The 22959-nt window shown below is 50.9% G+C and carries 15 protein-coding genes; 5 read left to right on the top strand and 10 right to left on the bottom strand.

Going from position 1 to position 22959, the window contains the following annotated elements; all coding sequences use genetic code 11:
* Nucleotides 1-137 precede the first annotated feature (137 nt).
* Nucleotides 138-1295: a cysteine desulfurase family protein gene (locus PsAD5_RS10300; protein ID WP_063292037.1), complete on the bottom strand. Its 1158-nt coding sequence runs from the start codon at nucleotides 1293-1295 to the stop codon at nucleotides 138-140.
* A gap of 328 nt (nucleotides 1296-1623) precedes the next feature.
* Here PsAD5_RS10300 and PsAD5_RS10295 point away from each other — a divergent pair, with 328 nt between their 5' ends.
* The gene (locus tag PsAD5_RS10295; protein ID WP_057465167.1) at nucleotides 1624-2283 is read left to right on the top strand and encodes an alpha/beta hydrolase; all 660 of its coding nucleotides are present in this window, start codon (nucleotides 1624-1626) and stop codon (nucleotides 2281-2283) included.
* 69 nt (nucleotides 2284-2352) lie between these two features.
* Here PsAD5_RS10295 and PsAD5_RS10290 read toward each other — a convergent pair whose 3' ends face one another.
* Together PsAD5_RS10290 and PsAD5_RS10285 are read right to left on the bottom strand one after the other, a co-directional pair.
* On the bottom strand, nucleotides 2353-2739 hold the full coding sequence (locus PsAD5_RS10290) for an NADH:ubiquinone oxidoreductase subunit NDUFA12 (protein WP_057465168.1): 387 nt from the start codon (nucleotides 2737-2739) through the stop codon (nucleotides 2353-2355).
* 169 nt (nucleotides 2740-2908) lie between these two features.
* Nucleotides 2909-3598 carry a response regulator gene (locus PsAD5_RS10285; RefSeq protein ID WP_063292036.1) on the bottom strand — a complete coding sequence of 230 codons (690 nt, stop codon included), beginning with the start codon at nucleotides 3596-3598 and terminating at the stop codon, nucleotides 2909-2911.
* A gap of 698 nt (nucleotides 3599-4296) precedes the next feature.
* Here PsAD5_RS10285 and PsAD5_RS10280 point away from each other — a divergent pair.
* The 4 genes from PsAD5_RS10280 (at nucleotide 4297) to PsAD5_RS10265 (ending at nucleotide 13816) form a co-directional block, all read left to right on the top strand.
* A complete protein-coding gene (locus tag PsAD5_RS10280; protein ID WP_063292035.1) occupies nucleotides 4297-7968 on the top strand; it encodes a vitamin B12-dependent ribonucleotide reductase in 3672 nt (1223 codons plus the stop codon).
* 395 nt (nucleotides 7969-8363) lie between these two features.
* Nucleotides 8364-10025, top strand: a complete 1662-nt coding sequence (locus tag PsAD5_RS10275) for an acetolactate synthase large subunit (RefSeq protein ID WP_063292034.1) — start codon at nucleotides 8364-8366, stop codon at nucleotides 10023-10025.
* Nucleotides 10022-11407 (top strand): aldehyde dehydrogenase family protein, encoded by a 1386-nt coding sequence (locus PsAD5_RS10270; protein ID WP_063292033.1) that lies wholly within the window; start codon nucleotides 10022-10024, stop codon nucleotides 11405-11407. The genes PsAD5_RS10275 and PsAD5_RS10270 overlap by 4 nt, the downstream gene beginning before the upstream one ends.
* A gap of 414 nt (nucleotides 11408-11821) precedes the next feature.
* Complete coding sequence (locus PsAD5_RS10265) at nucleotides 11822-13816, top strand: BCCT family transporter (protein ID WP_063292032.1); 1995 nt, start codon at nucleotides 11822-11824, stop codon at nucleotides 13814-13816.
* Nucleotides 13817-14073: 257 nt separating this feature from the next.
* On the opposite strand, the gene PsAD5_RS10260 is transcribed toward PsAD5_RS10265, so the two are convergent.
* From PsAD5_RS10260 to tssJ, 7 genes are read right to left on the bottom strand one after another with little or no spacing between them, the layout of a single operon-like run.
* Nucleotides 14074-14973, bottom strand: a complete 900-nt coding sequence (locus tag PsAD5_RS10260) for a pentapeptide repeat-containing protein (protein WP_063292031.1) — start codon at nucleotides 14971-14973, stop codon at nucleotides 14074-14076.
* Between the two features lie 32 nt (nucleotides 14974-15005).
* Complete coding sequence (locus PsAD5_RS10255; RefSeq protein ID WP_084405932.1) at nucleotides 15006-15881, bottom strand: type VI secretion system-associated protein TagO; 876 nt, start codon at nucleotides 15879-15881, stop codon at nucleotides 15006-15008.
* A complete protein-coding gene (locus PsAD5_RS10250) occupies nucleotides 15871-17442 on the bottom strand; it encodes a sigma-54 interaction domain-containing protein (RefSeq protein ID WP_063292125.1) in 1572 nt (523 codons plus the stop codon). The genes PsAD5_RS10255 and PsAD5_RS10250 overlap by 11 nt, the downstream gene beginning before the upstream one ends.
* A 37-nt stretch (nucleotides 17443-17479) precedes the next feature.
* Complete coding sequence (gene tssH / locus PsAD5_RS10245; protein ID WP_063292030.1) at nucleotides 17480-20182, bottom strand: type VI secretion system ATPase TssH; 2703 nt, start codon at nucleotides 20180-20182, stop codon at nucleotides 17480-17482.
* A gap of 15 nt (nucleotides 20183-20197) precedes the next feature.
* Nucleotides 20198-21016, bottom strand: coding sequence for a type IVB secretion system protein IcmH/DotU (gene icmH / locus PsAD5_RS10240; protein WP_208980635.1), 819 nt, complete (start codon nucleotides 21014-21016; stop codon nucleotides 20198-20200).
* Nucleotides 21016-22365 (bottom strand): type VI secretion system baseplate subunit TssK, encoded by a 1350-nt coding sequence (gene tssK / locus PsAD5_RS10235; RefSeq protein WP_082830588.1) that lies wholly within the window; start codon nucleotides 22363-22365, stop codon nucleotides 21016-21018. The genes icmH and tssK overlap by 1 nt, the downstream gene beginning before the upstream one ends.
* A 29-nt stretch (nucleotides 22366-22394) precedes the next feature.
* Complete coding sequence (gene tssJ, locus PsAD5_RS10230) at nucleotides 22395-22955, bottom strand: type VI secretion system lipoprotein TssJ (protein WP_063289819.1); 561 nt, start codon at nucleotides 22953-22955, stop codon at nucleotides 22395-22397.
* Nucleotides 22956-22959 lie beyond the last annotated feature (4 nt).

Raw genomic sequence — 22959 nt, 5'->3', positions numbered from 1 at the left:
CGCGGTTCAAAGCCGCATTGGGTACGATTATTGGACCCGTTTGCCCTTACTTAACAGATGCTCTGTCGCAACACAGTACATCCCTATTTATACGAGGGTTTGTCCTCGTTTATTTTTATATACGGCATTCACCCCTTCTATGTGGGCTTCATTCGTTTATAAATTTTCGTCCAAGCGCTTAAAAAACGCTCAACATCTTCATGGGTTGTCGCCCAACCGAGACTGACCCGGATTGCGCCACGCGCCAATGATTCCGATACTCCCATTGCAAGAAGCACATGGGATGCGCCTACTTTGCCGGATGAACAAGCAGACCCAGATGAAACAGCGACACCAAACAAGTCAAAGTTGATCAGTGCGGTTTCAGCTGAAATCCCTTCAACTGCGAAACACGTCGTGTTGCCAAGACGCGCGACATCTTTACCGAAGATAATCGCATCTGAAGAGAGTTCATTCAGTCTCTCTTCCATATGGTCTCGCAGGCGCGAAATCCTAGCATGTTCATCAGGATTAGTTGATTGCGCTGCCGCAACCGCAAATCCTGCAATGCCTGCCGTATTCTCTGTTCCCGCTCTTCTCCACGATTCTTGTCCGCCACCCGTCAGCAGTGGAATGGGGCGAAAATCGCCTTTCCCGAGGATAAGAGCACCAACCCCTTGCGGACCTCCGATTTTATGGGAGGAGATCGACATGGAGTTGCAGCCAATCATGGCCATTGAAAGTGGTTCTTTCCCTGCCATCTGGACTGCATCCACATGGTAGAGATGACCTAAATCTTCTGTGAGAACGCCGATTTCCTGCAGGGGCTGCAAAACACCGGTCTCACTATTGGCAGCCATAACAGATACCAACGCGGTTTCATCTTCTCCCAGCTTCTCAAGCAGTCTGCGCAGTTCACTCACTACCACGCGCCCGTCTTCATCAACGGGAATGCTTTGAACATTTTGGGCTGCAAACCGACCACCAGCTATAATGGATGGGTGTTCGATTGCGCTCACAAAAACCTGGGTCAGAATATAGGGCTCGCCATTTTTTAGCCAAGTGGGCGATAATGCTGTGACGTTTGCCTCTGACGCTCCACTCGTAAAAATGATATTCGCCGGGTTGCCATCTACCAGATCTGCAATTTTGTGCCTTGCATCTTCGATGATGGATCGGGCGCGCCGACCGCTGCTGTGAATAGAGGACGCATTGCCAGCTGCTTTGTAGGCTTCCTGAAGAGCTAAAAGAGATTCTTCCCTCAGCGGAGCGCTGGCGTTATAGTCTAAATATGTCAGTTCGCGGTTTGTTGTCATAGTTTAACACAGAAAATGGGGTTCTTTAGTGCCCTAATTGGGTCTCTATGGAAATGGAAACCTTGATATTTTCCACGGTGCTTACGATAAGGGGTAAAGAGTTCCCTTTGAGTTCGTTGAGGTCTATAACGTGCGTGCGCCGAGTTGGATATACCTTTCTCCAATAGAGGCCGATTTTCAGTGTAGCCCTTGAGGTTCATCGTAGAATAATTCTAAACTGGTTCTAATAAACTTGCGTCTCGCAGTCAAGTTTAATCGACAATGATCCGGTATACCAAAAAGCCGGCAGACAGTTGCTGCCGACTAAAACAAGAGGATTTTGCAGTATATGCCTGAGGTGATCTTCAATGGCCCTGCAGGGCGGCTAGAAGGCCGTTTCCATCCAGCAAAAAAACGTAATGCTCCGATTGCACTGGTTCTTCATTTGCACCCGCAGTTTGGCGGCACGATGAACAACCAGATTATCTATCAGACCTATTACATGTTTGCGAAACGCGGCTTCGCAGTTTTGCGTTTCAACTTCCGCGGCGTGGGTCGTTCCCAGGGTCAGTTCGACCATGGTCAAGGTGAGCTTTCAGATGCTGCTGCGGCGTTGGACTGGGTACAAACCATCCATCCGGATGCACGTGCTTGCTGGATTGCGGGCTTCTCATTTGGTGCATGGATTGGCATGCAGCTCTTGATGCGTCGTCCTGAAGTTGAGGGCTTTATCTCTATCGCCCCACCAGCCAACTTGCATGACTTCTCCTTCCTTGCCCCCTGCCCGTCTTCTGGCCTGATCATTCATGGTGAGCAGGACAAAGTGGTTCCACAGAAGGATGTTCAGGCTCTGGTTGATAAGCTGAAAACCCAAAAGGGTATCATTATCGACCATCAGGAAATGCCAGGTGCAAACCACTTCTTTGAAAACCATGTAGATGGTCTGATTGGGAACTGTGCCGGCTATCTCGATCGCCGTCTCGGCCTGATCGGAGAAGACGCTGGTTAATCAGCGATGCTTTACGCATTAAAAAAGCCCGGTCGATTGACCGGGCTTTTTTCGTAACTCGTGTCTGGCTTATTCGCCAGGTGTCCAAGCGTGGTAGTCTCCAGTCACTTCCGGACGTTTTTCCGGGGTCAGGATGGATCCTTTTGGACGATATGCATTTGGTGTGCCTGTCAGGTTTGGAGAGTGAGCGATTTCCCACTCACGCGCGACATAACCACTCTCTGTTGGCGGAGTGTCTGTGCGGTAATGCATCCAACCGTGCCAACCGGCAGGGATCTGGGAGGCTTCAGCAAGGTTTTTATAAATCACCCAACGACGCTTGCCGCCGCGCTCTTTATAATACTTGTTACCAAAGTCATCGGTCCCGACGAACTCACCCTTTCTCCATGTGAAGAAGCGAGTGCCCCACGTGTCACTGTTCCACCATGTGAAGAACGTAAGCAGAAGGTGTTTCATGTGTCTGGCCTTTCCAGATCGGTGGCTTTGTAAATTTTCCCGGAATATGACGAGTGTTTGGGTGCCTGTCCAGTCTTAGAGTACCGTAGTTTCAACTATTCACCGGAAGTCGCTTTAAATATCCTAGGGTCAGTTATTATTTTCACAATTCCGATGACTATTTTGCACGTTACTTCTTGGTACGGCGCGACAAGTACGGGTTTTGACTGAACTTGTCTGCTGGTGAAATATTTCCAACTTCCAGATCCTTGAGTGAGAGAGGCTCATTCTCATCTCTTTTCGTCGATCTGCGTGGTCTTGGTGCCATTTCAGATTCGGGTGATGGTGCGTTCTCGTCCTTCTGGTATTCGCGCGCTTTGTTGAGCGCCGCGAACTTGGCCTGATTCTGTTCCAGCCGCTTTGCCGTACCATCAATAATGAAACCACCGTCGTTGTTGCGAACGAACTGACGGCGATCCTTGCTGATTGATTCTAGCGATTTCTTCAAAACAGAGGATGAAATCGGCGTGACCAGCAGATGATGGGCCCCTGCTTCCAAGGCGCGCGTCACCAAAGCACGGGTGCCATAGGCCGTAATAAAGACGAGCGGAACATTGATGAGCTCGGGGATTCGGCCTGAACGCATAAGCTTTAAGAGCTGGAAACCGCTGACGGGTTTCATCTCCCAACCGGATAACACCAGATCTGGTGGGTCCGAGATGAGCATTGGTAATGCATCTTTGGGACTGTCATAGACACGCACGCGCCCAAGCTTCAGGGTGCCTAAGATACCCCTTAGGATTGCTTGGGTGGGTTTTGACTGTTCCACAAGAACCACATCTAACTGAGAAATGTCCTTGCCGAAGGAGGTGTGATGCATATCTGCTCGCTAATTTAACCTAACCAGATACCGAAGGTAATTGAGAAACTATATATGATCTCTCCATACAACTACTGCGTAAAATTGCGTGGGGTACACAGACTTTTTTACCCGTGAAATTTTCTGATCCACTGAATAATTTTTCCTAAAAATATCCCCCAGAAAAAATGAGCTTGAATTTGCATTTTCGCTTGGCTTTGCGGAAATGGCGGGGTTCTGCTGCCTGTGCCCGATTTGGAACACACCAGAGCCTCCCCACAATCCACACAGATTACAATATTTGGTGTTCCGATCCCTCTTATGCACACAACCAGTGGACAGATCGCGCTTGACGATGCTTTCCGATTCAATCTAATTTGAGGTCGAAATCAAGACGTGTTCAGGATAGTGCGGCCTCGGCCGGGAGTTCACCACATTTAAGTAGCTTCGAGTGCTAGGAGTTGGATTAACATTCACTTCCAGCGGTCGCTTTTTTTTGCCAATTGCAGCCTAAATATTGTGTTAATATATTATCAGCACACTAGATATTGTGATAGCATCGAATTGCGTGCCACTTTACCTGCGTTTACTAGGATAAATGCCAGTTAGCGGATTAATCAAAACCGGCGGCGGACTTTTGGTTGAAATCTTAGCTATCGGCACTCTTAAAACCGAGATGCACCGCGGTGACCGTCACCGGGTGCGATAAGGGGCTAAACATGAGAATTGAGCGGCGATATACTGCGGAAGGACAATCCCCCTACGCAGATATTGAGTTTTGCAACGCAACGAGCGAGATCCGTAACCCAGACGGTTCCGTTGTGTTTCGCTTGGAGAACATTCAGGTTCCTAAGCAATTCTCTCAGGTTGCCTCTGATATTCTGGCACAGAAATACTTCCGCAAAGCTGGCGTTCCGGCCAAGCTGAAAGCGGTAGAAGAAAACACCGTTCCATCCTGGCTATGGCGCAAAGCTCCAGACGACAAAGCTCTTTCCAAGATGGCGAAAGACAAGCGCTTTGGGTCTGAGATCGACAGCCGTCAGGTGTTTGATCGTCTGGCTGGTACATGGACGTACTGGGGCTGGAAAGGCGGATACTTCGACAGCGAAGCTGATGCGCAGGCGTTTTATGACGAACTGCGGTACATGCTCGCGACCCAGAAGGTTGCTCCGAACTCCCCGCAGTGGTTCAACACCGGCCTGCACTGGGCGTATGGCATTGATGGCCCAAGCCAGGGTCACCATTACGTAGACTTTGAAACTGGCGAGCTGACCCGCTCTGCGACTGCTTATGAGCATCCGCAGCCGCACGCTTGCTTCATTCAGTCTGTTGACGATGATCTGGTGAATGAAAACGGCATCATGGACCTGTGGGTTCGTGAAGCACGTCTGTTCAAATACGGCTCTGGCACCGGCACCAACTTCTCCTCTCTGCGCGCAAGCGGCGAGCGTCTGGCAGGCGGTGGTAAGTCCTCTGGCCTCATGAGCTTCCTGAAGATTGGTGACCGTGCAGCTGGTGCAATCAAGTCCGGCGGCACAACACGCCGTGCAGCTAAGATGGTTGTGGTTGATATCGACCATCCGGATATCGAAGAATTCGTGACCTGGAAGGTGCATGAAGAACAGAAGGTTGCGGCCATCGTAACCGGTTCCAAAGTGTGTCAGAAGCATCTTCAGGCTGTGATGAAAGCTTCCGTCAACTGCGAAGGCAGCGGCGACGATTGCTTTGATCCTAAAAAGAACCCTGCCCTGAAGCGCGAAATGCGCGCTGCCAAGAAAGCAATGGTTCCTGATAACTACATTCAGCGTGTGGTTCAGTTTGCACGTCAGGGCTACAAGACCATTGAATTCCCGATCTACAACACTGACTGGGATTCTGAAGCTTATCTGACTGTTTCCGGTCAGAACTCCAACAACTCTGTTCGTGTAACTGACGGCTTCCTGAAAGCTGTCGCTGCAGATGGAGACTGGGATCTGATTGGCCGTATTGACGGTGGCACCCAGAAGACCATCAAAGCAGCTGAGCTTTGGGAACAGATTGGTTACGCGGCCTGGGCGTCTGCTGATCCGGGCCTGCAGTACCACACCACCATCAATGAATGGCACACCTGCCCGCAGGGCGGCGAGATCCGCGCATCCAACCCATGTTCTGAGTACATGTTCCTGGATGACACCGCGTGTAACCTGGCCTCTTTAAACCTGCTGCAATTCCGCAAGGAAGACCAGCAGTTCGACTTTGACAAGTTTGAGCATGCGACGCGCCTCTGGCAGATCGTGCTTGAGATCTCCGTCATGATGGCGCAGTTCCCATCCAAGCAGATTGCAAAACTGTCCTACGAATACCGCACCACTGGTCTGGGCTATGCCAACATTGGCGGCCTGCTGATGATCTCCGGTATTGCTTATGACAGTGATGAAGGCCGTGCGCTTTGTGGTGCGATCACCGCGATCATGACCGGTGTTTGTTACGCTACATCTGCTGAGATGGCTGGTGAGCTTGGCACTTTCCCTCGCTATGAGGAAAACGCCAAGGACATGCTGCGCGTGATCCGCAACCATCGCCGTGCTGCCCACAGCGAGAGCAAGGGTTATGAGAACCTCAGCACCCTGCCCGTTCCTCTGGATGCTTCCAACTGCCCACAGGCTGAGCTTGTTGAGCGTGCCCGTCTTGCATGGGACAAAGCTCTGGAGCTTGGAGAGGCACACGGTTACCGCAACGCCCAGACCACTGTGATTGCACCAACCGGCACCATTGGTCTGGTTATGGATTGTGACACAACCGGTATTGAGCCTGACTTTGCGCTGGTGAAGTTCAAGAAGCTCGCGGGTGGCGGTTACTTCAAGATCATCAACCGTGCTGTTCCTGAAGCGCTGCGTACGCTTGGATACTCAGAAGCTGAAATTGCCGAAATCGAAGCTTATGCGGTTGGTCATGGTTCTATCTCTCAGTCCCCTGCGATCAACAGTGCCAGCCTGACAGCCAAAGGCTTTGATGATGCTGCGCTTGAGAAACTAGCCGGAGCACTTGGGTCTGCGTTCGACATCAAGTTTGTCTTCAACCGCTGGACCCTTGGTGATGAGCTGCTGACCAGTAAGCTTGGCGTTTCTGCAGAGCAGCTGGAAGACATGGACTTTGACCTTCTGAGCCACATGGGCTTCAGCAAGGCAGAGATTGAAGCTGCGAACACCCATGTGTGTGGTGCTATGACTTTGGAAGGTGCACCGCACCTGAAAGAAGAGCATTACCCGGTATTTGACTGTGCGAACCCTTGTGGCCGCATTGGTGAGCGCTTCCTGTCCGTTGACAGTCACATCAAGATGATGGCCGCTGCGCAGCCTTTTATCTCCGGTGCGATTTCCAAGACCATCAACATGGCAAACACTGCCAGTGTTGAGGACTGTAAAGAAGCTTACATGCTCTCCTGGAAGCTGGGTCTGAAAGCAAACGCTCTTTATCGTGATGGCTCCAAGCTGTCTCAGCCGCTGAACGCTCAGCTGCTGGAAGATGAAGACGATGATGCAGAAGACACAGTTGATGACATCCTTGCACAGCCACAGGCAGCTCGCGCTGAAGCTGTTGCAGAGCGTGTTGTTGAACGGATCATCGAGCGTACTGTTCGCAACCGTGAAAAGCTGCCTAACCGCCGCAAAGGTTACACTCAGAAAGCTTCCGTTGGCGGCCACAAAGTGTACCTGACAACCGGTGAATATCAGGATGGCCGTATCGGCGAAATCTTCATCGACATGCACAAAGAAGGCGCTGCCTTCCGCTCATTGATGAACAACTTCGCGATTGCGATCTCTCTTGGTCTGCAATACGGCGTTCCGCTTGAGGAATATGTTGACGCGTTCACGTTCACCCGATTTGAGCCTGCTGGCATGGTGATGGGCAATGACGCAATCAAGAATGCGACATCCATTCTTGACTACATCTTCCGTGAGCTGGCCGTGTCCTATCTCGGTCGTAACGATCTGGCACACGTGCCACCGGAAGCATTGGACAGCACGACGTCTACCTCCCGTTCTTCAGCTGAAGGACAGGATGAAGAGAGCAGCCCTGCGATTGTTTCTCACGGCCTTGTTCGCGGTCAGACCGAAAAGTTCCGTCTGGTCCCAGGTGGCGATCCAGCTGTTCAGCTGGCCGGTGCGATCACAGCTCAGTCTGATGCGATTGCAACAGCCTTCCAGCGCGGTGGTGAAGCGACGGCAACAGCAAGCGTTGGTACTGCAACACCAGCAGCTGCACAGCCATCTGTCGCCAGTCAGGTCGCTCAGGCCCGCATGAAGGGGTATGAGGGTGAAAGCTGCGCAGAATGCGGCAACTTCACCATGGTCCGCAACGGCACCTGCCTAAAATGCGACACCTGCGGCTCCACCAGCGGCTGCAGCTGATTACTGATCAAAAGCTTATAAAAACAGGCCCCAAAGCTCTGCTTTGGGGCCTGTTTTCGTTTGTGGTTAATGAGCGCTTGCTAAGGTCTACTCCAACTGGAGCTTACGTGCCGATAAAAGGCAATTCTTCTTATACACAAATACTGATTTTGGTTGCTTAACCTGAGCTATTCGTATGCAGAAGGACATATAGTTTACACTTCATCTCATATTAATTGCTGTTCACGGACTTCCTGCTCGTTAGCGATTTATTATCTTGACGGAGAACCAACCGCCAAAATGTGTCTCTACGGAAATATCAAACATCAGCATACTGCCTTTACTAATTTCTGATCTCATAGAGAGAATATAAGCCTGAAGTTCTAAAGCCAAGCGTTGACTGAACAGGAGATCCCATGCCTGACTCTCATGCCCCGATGAAAGCTTCTGATCGTCTTGTAGCTGCACTGGAAGCGGAAGGTGTTGAATACGTCTTTGCTGTTCCTGGTGAGGAAAACCTTGACGTTCTTGAATCCCTTCGTACCTCAACAATTGAACTGGTGTTGAACCGACATGAGCAAGGTGCGGCCTTTATGGCTGCCACTTATGGGCGTTTGACTGGCAAAGCGGGCGTCTGCATGGCGACGCTTGGACCGGGCGCGACCAACTTTGCGACCCCGGCGGCCTATGCTTTTCTGGGCGGCATGCCTTTGATCATGATCACCGGGCAAAAGCCGATCAAAAAGTCCAAGCAAGGGCAATTTCAGATCATCGACATTGTCAGTCTGTTTGAGCCGATCTGTAAGATGTCCAAGGCGATTGTCCATGGCAATACCATCCCTGCCCTGATCCGTGAGGCTTTCCGGGTGGCAGAAGAGGAGCGCCCCGGCGCGGTCTTGCTGGAGCTGCCTGAAGATATTGCTGTTGAAGAAACTGATGAAGCTGTCTTGCACCCTCATCCCCGTTACTACGCGGTCGCAGATGATACGGTGCTGAATGAAGCAGCTGAGATGATCCGCAACGCAAAAATGCCGTTGCTGTTGCTTGGAGCTGGAGCAAACCGTAAGGACGCTCATTCCATACTCAAGGCTTTCGCCGAAAAGACCCAGATTCCGTTTTTCAACACTCAGATGGGCAAAGGCGTCATTGATGAGCGCTCAGACCTGTTTCTTGGTACTGCTGCGCTCTCTGATGGAGACTACTTGCACTGCGCAATTGCACGGGCTGATCTGATCATCAATGTGGGTCACGACGTTGTCGAAAAACCGCCGTTCTTCATGGAACATGGCGGCACCAAAGTGATCCATATGAACTACAAGGCTGCGCAGGTTGATCAGGTGTACTTCCCTCAGGTTGAGGTGGTAGGAGATCTTGCCCGCTCCGTTGCACGGCTTGGCGATATCCTGGACGGTCCGCTGGACTTTGATCGCAGTTATTTCCAACGCATCAAAAAAGAGACAGACCTGCACACCTCTGAAGGTGGTGATGTTTCGCGTTTTCCGGTTATCCCACAACGGGTGGTCGCTGATACACGCAGGGTGATGGGCGATTTCGATATTATTGCGCTCGACAACGGGATCTACAAGATCTGGTACGCCCGCAACTACAAGGCTCATCAACCCAATACGGTGCTTTTAGACAACGCATTGGCGACAATGGGCGCTGGCCTGCCTTCGGCTATGATGGCAGCCAAGCTTTATCCAGACCGCCGTGTTATGGCGATCTGCGGTGATGGCGGTTTCATGATGAACAGTCAGGAGCTGGAAACGGCTGTTCGGTTGAAGCTCAATTTGGTGGTCACTGTTTTGGATGATCGCTCTTACGGTATGATCCGCTGGAAGCAGGCTCATGCAGGGTTTGAAGACTGGGGATTGCAGTTTGGCAACCCTAACTTTGTCGAGTATGCAAACAGTTATGGTGCTACTGGCCACAGGATTACCCGCACAGAAGATCTGCTGCCGACCTTTGAAGCGGCCTTTACTGCTGGCGGGGTCCATCTGGTTGATATTCCCGTTGATTACAGCGAAAACCAGCGGGTCTTGATTGACGAGCTTGCAGCCAAGGTGTGCCTGATATGAGCAAGACACTAGATGTCGTCAATCCGTACAGCCTGAAATGCATCGGCAGTGTCGAGACCAGTGAATGGGAGCGGGTCGACGCATTTCTGGAGACTGCACACAATCTCTTTCGTCAACGTGATGAGTGGCTTCCTGCCTTTCAACGAATAGCCATCTTAAAGAAAACAGCTCAGCTCATGGAGGCTCGCATTGACGAGTTGGCGTTCCAGATCGCCAACGAAGGTGGCAAACCACTGGTTGATGCCCGTGTGGAAGTGATGCGCGCCATTGATGGTGTGGAACTTTGCGTACACGAGGTTGGCCAAATGACTGGCCGTGAAATTCCGATGGATTTGACAGAGGCTGGATCAGGTCGCATCGCGTTTACCCAGCGCGAGCCGATCGGCGTGGTCGTTGCTGCGAGCGCTTTCAACCACCCGCTCAACCTGATTGTGCATCAGGTGGCACCGGCGGTGGCCACGGGCTGTCCGGTTATCATCAAACCAGCTCCCGATACACCACTGTCCTGCCTGGCTTTTGTAGGCATGTTACATGAAGCAGGATTGCCAGCGGACTGGTGCCGTGCCGTTGTTTGTAATAACGAAGTGGCTGAGCAAATGATCACTGATCAGCGGGTTGGATTCTTCTCGTTTATCGGTTCTGCACGTGTTGGCTGGATGCTTCGCTCAAAGCTGACACCAGGTGCGCGCTGCGCTTTGGAACATGGTGGAGCAGCGCCCGTAATTGTCAGCGAAGATGCCCATATCGACGACATGATCCCTCTTTTAACCAAGGGGGGCTTTTATCACTCTGGTCAGGTGTGTGTTTCTGTCCAACGTGTATTTGCTCCTCCCTCTAAAGCGCAAGAGATCGCGCAAAAGCTGGCAGAGGCTGCCAAACTGCTGAAAGTGGGTGATGCTACTGATGCGACAACGAATTGCGGTCCTCTGATCCGGCCTGGTGAGGTGGACCGGGTTGAGGAATGGGTGAATGAGGCTATCGATGGAGGTGCCAATTTGCTGGCAGGCGGAAAACGCCTGGGCCCGACAACCTATGCCCCCACCGTGTTGCTGAATCCACCCGCCAATGTCCGCGTTTCGCAACAGGAAATTTTTGGTCCGGTGATTTGCGTCTACAGCATTGATAGTATTGCGGATGCTATCGAGACTGCAAACAGCCTACCCTTTGCGTTCCAGGCCGCTGTTTTCACTCAAAGCTTAGAGACAGCCTTCCAAGCCGTCCGGCGTCTCGATGCCACTGCCGTCATGGTCAACGACCATACCGCCTTTCGTGTGGATTGGATGCCCTTTGCTGGTCGTCGCCAGTCTGGCTACAACACCGGGGGTATCGGCTACACCATGCACGACATGACACAAGACAAAATGGCAGTCATCCGACTTTGATGTTCCCTACAGAGTTGAACTAAGCATTTCAAAGCCCAGTCGCGATCAGATATCTCGTTTTATGCTGTTTTGAGCCGGGCTCTCAGGCGAAACAGTTGAGTTTGACAGCGCTGCTCTACAGCTCAGCACGAGCACTCTTAACTTAAATCTACAAGCCTTTGAAATTAAAAAAGAATACGTACTTTCAGGTGCGACATAAAAGCTATTGCCACTTGGTGAAGGCAGGAGTAAATGCTCGGCCCCAGCTTTGGTCATTCGAAGCATATATATTTGTTTTGCTTAGAACCATCCTGAGTTGGACACATTGTTTTAAGAGGCCGTCTACACAACTGAGATAGCTTTGCTTTGAAAAATGCAGTCCTCGTCACTCGTGCGCCCTTTTTTTGCATTTTTCGGCGCTTGTTGAAGCACGTGATGAGAATAAAGCACAAGTTTAATCCTCCTGTTTTTATCAGCTCCATATCGCTGATTTTTCTGCTCCTAATTACAGCAGTCATCTGGCCGGAAGGCTCTCAGAGGTTTTACAGCAACATTCAGGATTGGATCGAAACTAATACTGGTTGGCTCTATATTCTGGCAGTTGCGATTTTTCTGCTGTTCATCCTTTTCATCATGGTGAGCCGGTTTGGTGATATCAAACTGGGACCTGACCATGCTGAGCCCGATTACGCCTACAAAAGCTGGTTCGCCATGCTGTTTTCAGCAGGTATGGGCATTGGACTGGTTTTCTTCGGTGTCGCAGAGCCGATCATGCATTTCATGTCTCCACCCGACATGGAAGGGCAAACCATTGAGGCTGCTCGTGAGGCAATGAAGATCACCATGTTCCACTGGGGTCTGCATGCCTGGGCAATCTATGGTGTGGTGGCCCTCTCATTGGCGTATTTCACCTACCGCCACCAATTGCCTTTGTTGCCGCGGTCCGCGCTCTATCCTCTGTTTGGAGAGAAGATCTACGGTCCGATCGGCCATGCGGTTGATACATTTGCGGTATTAGGCACTTTGTTCGGTGTATCCACCTCGCTTGGTTATGGTGCTTTTCAGGTGAATGCTGGCCTGAACTATCTGTTTGACGTCCCTGTTTCGACAACCTCACAAATCATTCTGATCGTACTCATCTCCAGCATGGCAACGGCTTCGGTTTTTTCCGGCCTTGATCGAGGTGTGAAGCGTCTTTCTGAAACAAACCTCATTCTGGCTGTTTGCATTATGGTGCTGGTCCTGATTGTTGGGCCAACCGTGACATTGCTGCAGACTGTTGTGCAAAATGCAGGCGCATATATGGGGGACCTGATCCATAAGACCTTCAACCTTTACGCCTATGACCGAAAAGATGACTGGCTGGGCGGTTGGACTCTGCTTTATTGGGGCTGGTGGATCTCGTGGTCACCTTTTGTAGGCACCTTTATCGCACGCGTTTCCCGTGGTCGTTCCATCCGTGAATTCCTCGTTGGTCTGCTGTTTGTGCCAACAGGGTTCAGCCTGATCTGGTTCACGATCTTTGGGAACACAGGTATTGATCTGATCCTCAATGGAGGGGCAGATAGCCTTGCTGAAGCCGTTTCTACTGATGTGTCTCTGGCTCTCTTCAAGTTCTTTGAGTACATGCCATTTTCATCTGTACTCTCCATGCTGGGCGTTGTGTTGGTGGTGGTTTTCTTTGTAACCTCCTCCGACTCCGGGTCTTTGGTTATTGACAGTTTGACCTCTGGCGGCGACATCAACTCCCCTGTCTGGCAGCGTGTATTTTGGGCTGTTCTACAGGGCGTTGTTGCGATTGTGTTGTTATCGGCAGGTGGGCTGGGAGCTTTACAAACTGCGACGATTGCCAGTGCGCTCCCCTTCCTCATTGTTATGCTGCTGATGTGCTTTGGCCTTTACAAAGCCTTGCAGGATGATGCTTTGCGCACCAAAAACCTGCAAATGCACCACACCACAGTGCAGTACACAAAAAGCACCGTGGATTGGAGGCAGCGCATCGGAACATTGACTGAAAACGCGACCTTAAAAGACGCACGACATTTTATGGGTACTATTGGCAAGCCTGCTCTGGAAAAGGTGCAGGCGGAATTTGAGACACGCGGTTTCAAAGCCACACTGACCGGTACCAAGAACTATCGATTGACCATCGAACAGTCTGAAGAAACGGTCTTTGTGTATGGCCTGCGAAAACGGTACTTCACAACCGCTTTGGCAATTGGCCCGGGTCACCTCATTGACGAAGATGAAAATGAGGACGAGACCGAAGAGGAAGGCACCAACTACTACCGCGTCGAGGTGTTCCTTGCCCAAGGCGGCCAGGAGTACGACGTACTCGGCTATACCGAGGAACAGTTGATAGCCGACGTCGTCACACAATACGAACGCTTCATGCAGTATCTGCACTTGTCACAATCCGAGTTGCTTTGATCCCATTGCAGAAGAGTTGCAGAACCTGCTCTTGAAGGGTGTTAGAGGGGAAACTCGCACGTTGACAAAGTTGGACATAAATTGAAGTTAAACACGCGCACTCAATTCTTCATCGCAGCACGCGAGGAAGATAGCATCTTGGAATACTTGATATCGAAGGTGCTTTTGAGGCATCGAAAAGTGTTCAATCGTGCTGGTTTATGTTCTCTTCCAGATATAGTCCATTGCCATGAGTTCGCCGAACATCCACCCACCTATCAAGTGATGGGTGGGCGGATGACTTTTCCTTTTTCGTTGATGACTTGGACGCTGGCCCATTGTTCTACGGAGAATAAGGCTTTCCACTTTTCTTCTATGCGAGCACGGTTTACGTTTGCTTGCGAGAAGTTTGCGTTGGTGAGGTCGGCGTCGTCGAAGACACTGTCAGTTAACAGGCAATAGCTCAGGTCGGGGCCGTGTGCGCTTGATTTCCCAATCAGACCACTACTGTTCTTCATACCCCGGAAATATGCTCCGGTTAGATCCAGCTGAATGCTTCTGTCTTTCTTTCTGAGCAGCCTTTTCAGTTCAGACACCTTTTGGACTGAAGCAATCAACTCCCCGCGGGCACGAGCATGTTCTTTGCCGGCCATCAAATTTGAGCGTTGTGCAGAGCTTGTGCTGCGAATGTGAGCGGCCAGAAGTTGCAGGACGTCCTGAAAGTGTTCATTTGGATTAGACTTTGCGATTTCTGAAAGGATCACAACACCGGCTTCACGCAAAGCGCCATTCCCGGATTCAAGGAGTTCTGCGGCTTTGGTGAACTGCCCCAAAACGTAGTTTCGCCGTGTTGCCTTAACTGCTGCGAAAGCTGAACTGGCGATGTATGCGAGCAATAAAAACGCTGGAATTGCGACAAAAACAGTGAAGAGTGCACTCAGACCAGCTGCAACATTGTAAAATACCGATGTTTGCTCAATTGGGGTGTAAGGCACGCCTTTGGGGATGGGTAACTGACTTCTAAACGTTTCAATCTTACCACCCGCAAGTACGACAAGGTTGCGCACCATGGAATACTCATCAGGAATGAGATTGAGATAGTCGCAAATCAAATAGGCTGGAATTGTCAGAAACCCGAGGGTTACCAGTATCACAGCAATACGGAAACTATGCTTCATTGGAAAAATGCCTGTCTCAAAAAATCAAATTCCTACCAGTGACACGCCTTGCGAAGAGGCGGTAGCATGTCCTGAAGGTTTGCCAAGTCGAATAGGTAGGCACGCGAGCCATCATCTGACACAACATCAAGCTGCACCCGATCTACGTTGGCCCAACGATTAATGTGTGCGATGCTGGTCAATCCACGCGGGCTGATAAGAATGCGTTTGCTTTCCGCGCTCTGCCAGACATCGTTGTCGACACGCTGATCGCGCAGCATAACGCGGATTGGAACCCGGCGTTTAACGTGTGGCTCATTAAGCACCAAGGCAACTGTTGTGATGTCTTCAACACAGGATAGCAGCAAGATCGCAGGCTTTTCCTCGATACCAGCATCAACAGACTGCACAGCTTTCATACTGAGGTAGACATTGGTTTCACCTGGCTGAATGACCGGTTGCTGTCCTTGTTCAGTTTGCAGTGCCTGTGCCTTCTCAGGGATTGCCCCATCACGTTGCTCCAGTGGTTGAGCAGGCATGCTCTCTTCCTGGATCTCATCCCACCTGAATATCGCGGGATGTCCGACAGCCCCAAAGCGAAACTGCCAGGTTAAATCCCCTGAAGATCGCACTCGCTCCATCGTTTTCGCCTGTCGCTCCAAGCGGCCTGCAGGTGCATTCACATTCTCAACGAATTCTGGATTGGGTTCTCCTGCAGATAAGACCTCAAGCGGGGTCTTAAGCAACTGGTCAAAGCACGACAAACGATTAACCCGGCCAATGGTGAGAGTGCATTTTTCAACCACCTGTTTTTCCAAGGTGATCGTTTCTGCATAAGAGGTCGATGATAGAGAAATACTGCTAGGAGCCGCTATCAGGCCGGCCAGCGCTGTTGCAAAAATCGGGTGAGCAAACCTGCTAGTTCTCATGGTCGAATTCCATCGTTGGACAATTGAATTTGCTGAGTTTGTTGGCAAGGGTACGTTTTGGTATTTGTAGGAAATCCGCCATTTTGCTCCGATCCCCTTTGAACTGGGAATACGCGCTCCGTATCAAGTCTAGCTCGAAGTTTGAGACAACCGTGCGAAGTCCTTTTTCTGCCAGTAACAGATCATCGTATCCGTTCTCACCTGCAAAAGAATTACTCTGAGGCCCGGACACAACAGCAGTATCGAGTTGCTCATTCATGGCTTGTTTGAGAATACTTCCTGAAATTTCGTCAGTGTCATAAGCGAGAAAGACGGCCTTGATCATGCAGTTCTGCAGCTCACGGACATTGCCTTTCAGCTCTGCGGTTTCCAGCAGGGAGACGGCTTCTTCACTCAGTGCTTTGGAGGTGTCTGCGTTACTAACAGCAATCTCCTGCAGGAAGTGGCGTGCGAGATGAACTCTATCACCTTCGCGGTTGCGCAATGGTGGTACGTCTATGGTGAGCTGCGTGATACGGTAGAAAAGATCGGCCCGGAACTTTCCGTTCTCAATCGCTTTTTTCAGGTCAACATGGGTGGCACAGATGAGGCGGAAATCGACAGGCTCGTCTTTACTTCCTCCCAGCGGTCGAAGCTTTTTCTCCTGAAGAATACGAAGCAGTTTGACCTGAAGATCAATCGAGAGATCACCAATCTCATCAAGGAACAATGTCCCGCCAGAAGCTCTTTTTACAAGACCGTCTCTGTTTTCAGTTGCCCCGGTGAAAGCACCCTTTTTATAGCCAAACAACTCGCTCTCAATAAGGTTCTCTGGCAGAGCTGCAATATTTTCTGCAATGAAAGGTCCATCAGAAAATTGTGAGAGCCGGTGTAAGGATCGCGCAACGACTTCCTTGCCTGTTCCCGTCTCCCCGTGCACCAAAACCGCGTACTTGTTTTGTGCGTATTGGGCGATTTTCTCTCTAACCTGGGTTATCTGCGGTGAGCGTCCCACGAGGTTATCTGAGAGCATGGAGTCGACCTGCCCTTTTTGGTGCTTCGACTTTTCAACCTGCGTTTCTTCGGTTTTCAGCAGGTTCTCCAGAGAGACAAGCAAAGGGGACAGGTGGAAATATGAGCGCCACAACACATGCAGCGTGTGGTGCTCCTCCTGAAGTCTTGGAGTACTACCCGCTGAAGCGAGCAGGAAAACGTAGACTTGATTGTATGCGTTATGACCTTCTGACGTTTCCAGCAGTATCCGATGGGCAACGAGAGAGCCATGACGACAGAACAGAGCTGAGCTCAGATCTTGTGTCTTCGCAGAAGATGGCGTCTTCCCAAAATAGAATGGCTCAGTCTGCAAGACATCCAGCTCACGGAAGCGCTCGGTGCCGACTTCATTGTCAAGCTGTGGAAGGCGGGCTACCGGTAGCCCGCCATCACATGCAAAAGGTATCAACTTACGACCAGTAATATCTGGCAAGTAAACAGCGATAGCTTGTGCTCTGGTTGACGCCAACACAGTCTTCAACATCATGGCGCGCAGTTCATTTTCTGACCTGCACGTCATCAATGTCATCAGAGCGTCTGTTGTAGAAGATGCCTCCATATCAATACTAATGCGCCTCTTCCAAAGCGAGGTCTTCGGCTGGTTCCTCGTCAGCATCTGCCTCGTAGGCCGCTGCGAAAGTGAAGCCGTCTTCACCTTCCGGGCTGTCAATGGCAATCGCGGAAATCTGTTCACCGCGATGGCCAGCTTCTAACAGCTCAATAGACAACGTAGGCAATAGCTGGCGTTGAATAACCTGATCGACAAGCCGGGCACCATTAGAGGCCACTCGGCACATTTGCGTTACACGCTCATAGGCCTCTTCACTAATGGAAAGCGCAACCTTCTGTGTGTCCTTCAAGAGCTGGATGAGATCAGCAAGACGCATTTGCACAATGTCTGCCAGTACTTCTTCAGATAGTGGCAGGTAAACCAATGGTTCCATCCGCGCGAGGAGTGCGGGTTTAAAGTGCTGCGCAAAGAGCGGTGTAAGAGATTTCAGCATCGAGCCATGGCTTGGAACCTGACCATCTTCGGCACTTGCAACCCAGTTCTCAATCTGGTCTGAACCAAGATTACTGGTCAGGAAAAACACTACATTGCGGCAATCGATGAGGCGCCCTTCCCCATCAGCAAGCTCTCCCTTATCAAATGCCTGATAGAACAAGTTCAGCACGTTCGGGTCGGCTTTTTCCACTTCATCAAGCAGCACGACAGAGTAAGGCTTCTTACGAATGGCCTCTGTCAGCACACCACCCTCTCCATAACCGACGTAACCGGGAGGTGAGCCGATCAACCGGGAAACCGTGTGACGCTCCTGGTACTCAGACATGTTGATGGTGGTAATGAACTCTTCGCCACCGAATAATCGGCGCGAGACCTCAAGGGCTGTCTCTGTTTTTCCGACGCCGGAAGGTCCAGCAAGGAAGAACACACCAAGCGGTTGGCCTTTCTTGTGAAGATCAAGCCGCGATGCGCGCAAGCGAGCTTCAATGGCATCAATGGCGTGGTCCTGACCTTTGATTGCTTTCTTCATAGTTTCAGCAAGGGTCAGTAGACGATGGTAATCATCCTGCACCATGGAGTTGATCGGAATACCTGTCCAATCGCTTATGATTGCAGCAATCTCTGAAGGTCCAACCTCTACCGAAATCAGCGGCTCTGCCCCAGCTTCTGCGATCAGCGCATTCTTGTGGCTTGCAAGATTTGCTCGGACTTCATCCAAGGCGTCTTCGTCGAGTGTTTCAGGTTGCTTCTGAAACAGATCTTCGCGGGCAAAAATGAAGTTTTCAGCTAAGGAAACCTGCGTTTCCAGACGTTGCGAAAGCTCCGCCTTACGTGCTTCAAGCTCATTCAACTGGTCTGCGATGGCTTTGAGACGCTCTAATTGCTCAGGCTCCAATGGGCCTGTGTGCTGGTCGCGCTCCAGGCCTTCTCTTTCCCAGCTCAAGGTTTGGAGGCTTTGCTCAACATCTTGTAGTTCGACAGGAGGCGTATTGGCCCCAGCTCGCACACGCGCACAGGCTGTATCCAGCACATCAATCGCTTTGTCTGGAAGCTGGCGGCCAGTGATGTAACGCGCTGCAAGGCGAACAGAAGCGCCAATCGCTTCTTCGGTGATGTAAACACCGTGCGCATCTTCGTAGGCTTTTTTGAGCCCACGCATGATGATGATCGCTTCATCAATGGTCGGTTCATCCAACTTCACCAATTGGAAGCGACGGGTCAGTGCAGGGTCTTTCTCAAAGTATTTTTTGTACTCAGACCATGTTGTTGCGGCAATTGTTTTCAGCTCGCCTCTGGCCAGAGCAGGCTTCAGCAGGTTCGCAGCATCAGAACCACCTTGATCACCACCGGCTCCAATCAGAGTGTGTGCTTCATCAATAAACAGGATAATCGGTTCAGGACTGGAGCGGACTTCGTCGATAACACCTTTCAGGCGCTTTTCAAATTCACCCTTCATAGATGCGCCAGCTTGCAGCGCTCCGATATCCAGCCCCCAAAGGGAGACGTTGGCGAAATCTGCTGGGACTTCACCATTCGCAATGCGCAGGGCAAGACCTTCGGCCAGTGCGGTTTTACCTACACCAGCTTCACCAACACAAATTGGGTTGTTCTTACGGCGGCGGCACAAGATTTCGATAATCTGGCGGATCTCATTATCGCGGCAGAAGATCGGATCAATCTTTCCATCTTTCGCCAGCTGAGTGAAGTTGGTGCCGTATTTTTGAAGGAAACCGTCTGCCCCCTCTCCTGCACCTGATGCAGCCCCCGGCATGGCACGATGATCTTTTTCGAAAGAGCCAGCCGTCAACGCTTCGAAATCGCGCAGCAAAACATCAGATGAGACGCGTTCGAGCAGCGGATAATAGTCCATCTGCATATAACGGCCACGCTCATTGAGCAGGGCAATGAGAACAGCACCAGAGCGGACGGTTTTCTCACCTTGCTCAACGGAGGCAATCAACCATGCATCCTGCAAGAGATCCTGAAGCAGCGGTGAGAACGTTGGCGTGCGATCAGCTTCAACTCTGCGATATCGGTTGAACGTTGCACGAAGGGCCTCGTTCAACTTGTCTGCATCCACATTCTGGCTTTGTACCAGTAATCTAATATCCACCGCAGGTTGTGAAATAAGAGAAATGAGGAAATGCTCAATTGTCACTTCCTGATGCGAGTTCGAAACGCAAAGGCTGGCAGCTTCTTCAATTGCCTGACGACAGCATGGGTTGAGACGCTCAATCAGCGCCTTGATTTCCAGTCGAGCCATACTCGATCTCCAAAATTAAAGCATTTCACGCAGCTGAGTGACGACCCCATCGGTGTATTGGTCTATCTGCCAATAAAACCCGGCGTAGGTCAGCGCGCATAAAATAAAAAGGCTAATCCAAACAAGAGAAACAGGTGTATGCCAATGAACGACATGCGCTTTCTCAATCACTTTGTTCTCTGATTGACCAAGTTCGAAATTCCCCTCACCCCGCTCCTGCCGGATGACGTGGTGAACATCACGCATGATTTCTTCGAGCTGCAGCTTGCCATTGTGCATCACTCGATACTTGCCTTCGAAACCAAGCCCGAGCAGCAAATACAGGAACTCAATCAACTCAATATAACGAACCGGATCCCTCATCAGACGGCTGAGAACTATAAAAAATTTCTCACCGCCCCAGGTTTCGCTATGAAACAATGCCAGCAAACTGCGCTCGGACCAGTCGGAATTCTGCCCCCAGGGAGAGCACATCACCGCCTCATCAATTGCAGAACACAGGCAATAGCGGTGCGCCAGAATGGTGGCACGATCAAATCCTTCGCGCTGAAGCTCCAGCTCAAGAGATTCAATCTCAGCCCGAACATCTTTGTGCAGGTAGTCTAGCTTGTTGTTCTCAGAGACTTCCGGAATGCGTGAGATCAAAGCAAGTAAGGACTGGCTTGCATCAATGATTTTATTGATGCTGTGCCCACGCATGGGGAAACTGATGTGCTGCACTGGCCTTGGAGAAACATCCTTTAAATTCTGAGGCACTGTTTCAGCACTTGCAATTGGCGCGTCTTCAACAACTTCAGGATCACCAGAGTCAAACAGATTTGCAACTTCACTCATCATGTCGTCCTTTCATTGCGGATAGCCCAGAACTGCAGCTGCAAATCAGCAAATTCACCCGCGATGTGGAAGGCAAAACCACTCGCGTTTTCAATGTATTGCCAACCTGCTGAGTTAGCATCCAGCTGGAAGTAGGAGAACCCTGCATGATATGGCAGTTGCCGTGGCGGAGAAGGAAGCCTTTGAAGCACGACCCCGGGCAAATGCAGATGGATCAACTCGCGAATTCGCTCAATAGACGACACCTTGGTTTGCGCCGGGAACGACTTTGCCAGTTCTTCCAGCTCCATACTGGCTTTCACTGCAACAACAAAAATTGCTGAGTTCAAAAGCGACCGATCACTGAGCGGTGACGTGATGATGCCGTACTTCTGCTTGTTCAGCGGCAGTGCGATTGCGTTTGCTTCAAAGATGGTCGATAGCGACTGGCGTAAAGAGCTAATCACTGGATCGAAGCAAATCTGCGGTTCTTCATGATGGTAGGCTGGCCACGTTGTTGGCATGCGTTGTTCATGCGTAAACGTTGCCAACTCTCCGGCCGCCCCAGAGAACATCTTATAGAGCTCTTTTGGGTGCACGCCTTTGAGGGAGGACATGTGCCGGAATTCCGGCCATAAACGGTTGATCGTTTGCAGCATCAGGAAGTCAGAAACATCCGAGACACCTCGCTGACCCGGTGTACCCATGCGGCTTGAAATGTGAGAGGCACGCTGGCGCAGCAGTCCTACGAGGTCGTCAAGGGTTTTACGCAGGCGGGGTTGAGCATCGATGGTTGAGGCCATTGGCAAAAACTCATCATCCAACACCACACTACCGTCTGAGTTTTTGTTCCGGATACGCGTTAGAGGTAGACACGTGAAGGCAGAACGGTCTTCGCGCTCCAACATCAATCGCAACCGATATTGAGCCACATCGACCAGAAACGCTTCAGAATCTGAACTGGTGTTGTTGCGCACATCCTGAGAGAACGCACGCATTCGAGTCGCATCCTGAGGGTTGAGCGGGTCTTCTACTTCGGGAACACCATTTGAGCGCAATGGCAAAGCCAGATATACCGTCTGCCCGACTACATTTTCACCGCTCACATCCAAAGGCGCAGGCGCCATTGTTTCGCCAGGTACATCAATCGTTGTACCGTCAGGGAAAATTCCCAGCGCATAGTCAACCAGCAACTTACCGTGCAGCAGGCTTTCCTTATTGATCTCCAACCGGCTTACCCCGTGCTGATAAGGATCAATCGCCTCGCTGCGAGAGCGGATAAGATGTTCTAAATATCGTTGTTGCTGCTGAAAATGGTGGGGCTTCAAAAACAGGCCATCCCGCCAAATTACATGGTTTCGCAGTGACATAATCTAAATAAACCTATTTGCTCTCAAACCTACCGATGAAGGTTCGTGATAATTTTTTTTCTGCTGATGACAGCAAGCAGCTTGTAAGTTTCTCCCTTGGGCTTGACCTGCTCAACGACGCGCCAATCGACTTTCTCAGGCTTCGCGTAGCCGCCCACAAGGCCAATGAAGACCGTGTCTTCATCCAACTCAAGCTCACTCACGACCTTGGATTCACCGGGCATGACCTGAACCTCCTTCACATCAATGAAGGTGGTTCCAAGAGCGTTCTCGTAGTCTTCGGTTGCCTCTTCAAAAGAGGACTGCAGCAACTTGCCATCGTCACCCAGTTGGAAGACCCAAACATCAATCGGCACGCTCTCGCCCAGATCATTCTTGTTCGATCCTGGTTCTGAGAAGATGGTCACATCAATCAGTGTCGGCTGGTCCTTAGGCTCTCCAACCGGAATGCCTGGATCCATGACAACCTTGAAAACCTTCTCAGGAATTTTCTGTGCTTCGCATGCACTCAACGCCAGCAGAGCAGCTAGTGCAAAGGCAAGATGAGAGCTCTTTCGCAGGAGCGCGTTTAGTGTCCAACCCCAGTTCATCGTA

This window comes from Pseudovibrio sp. Ad5 (genome assembly GCF_001623095.1).
In the GTDB taxonomy this organism is placed as follows: Bacteria; Pseudomonadota; Alphaproteobacteria; order Rhizobiales; family Stappiaceae; genus Pseudovibrio.
This window is presented reverse-complemented; position numbering and strand designations above follow the sequence as displayed.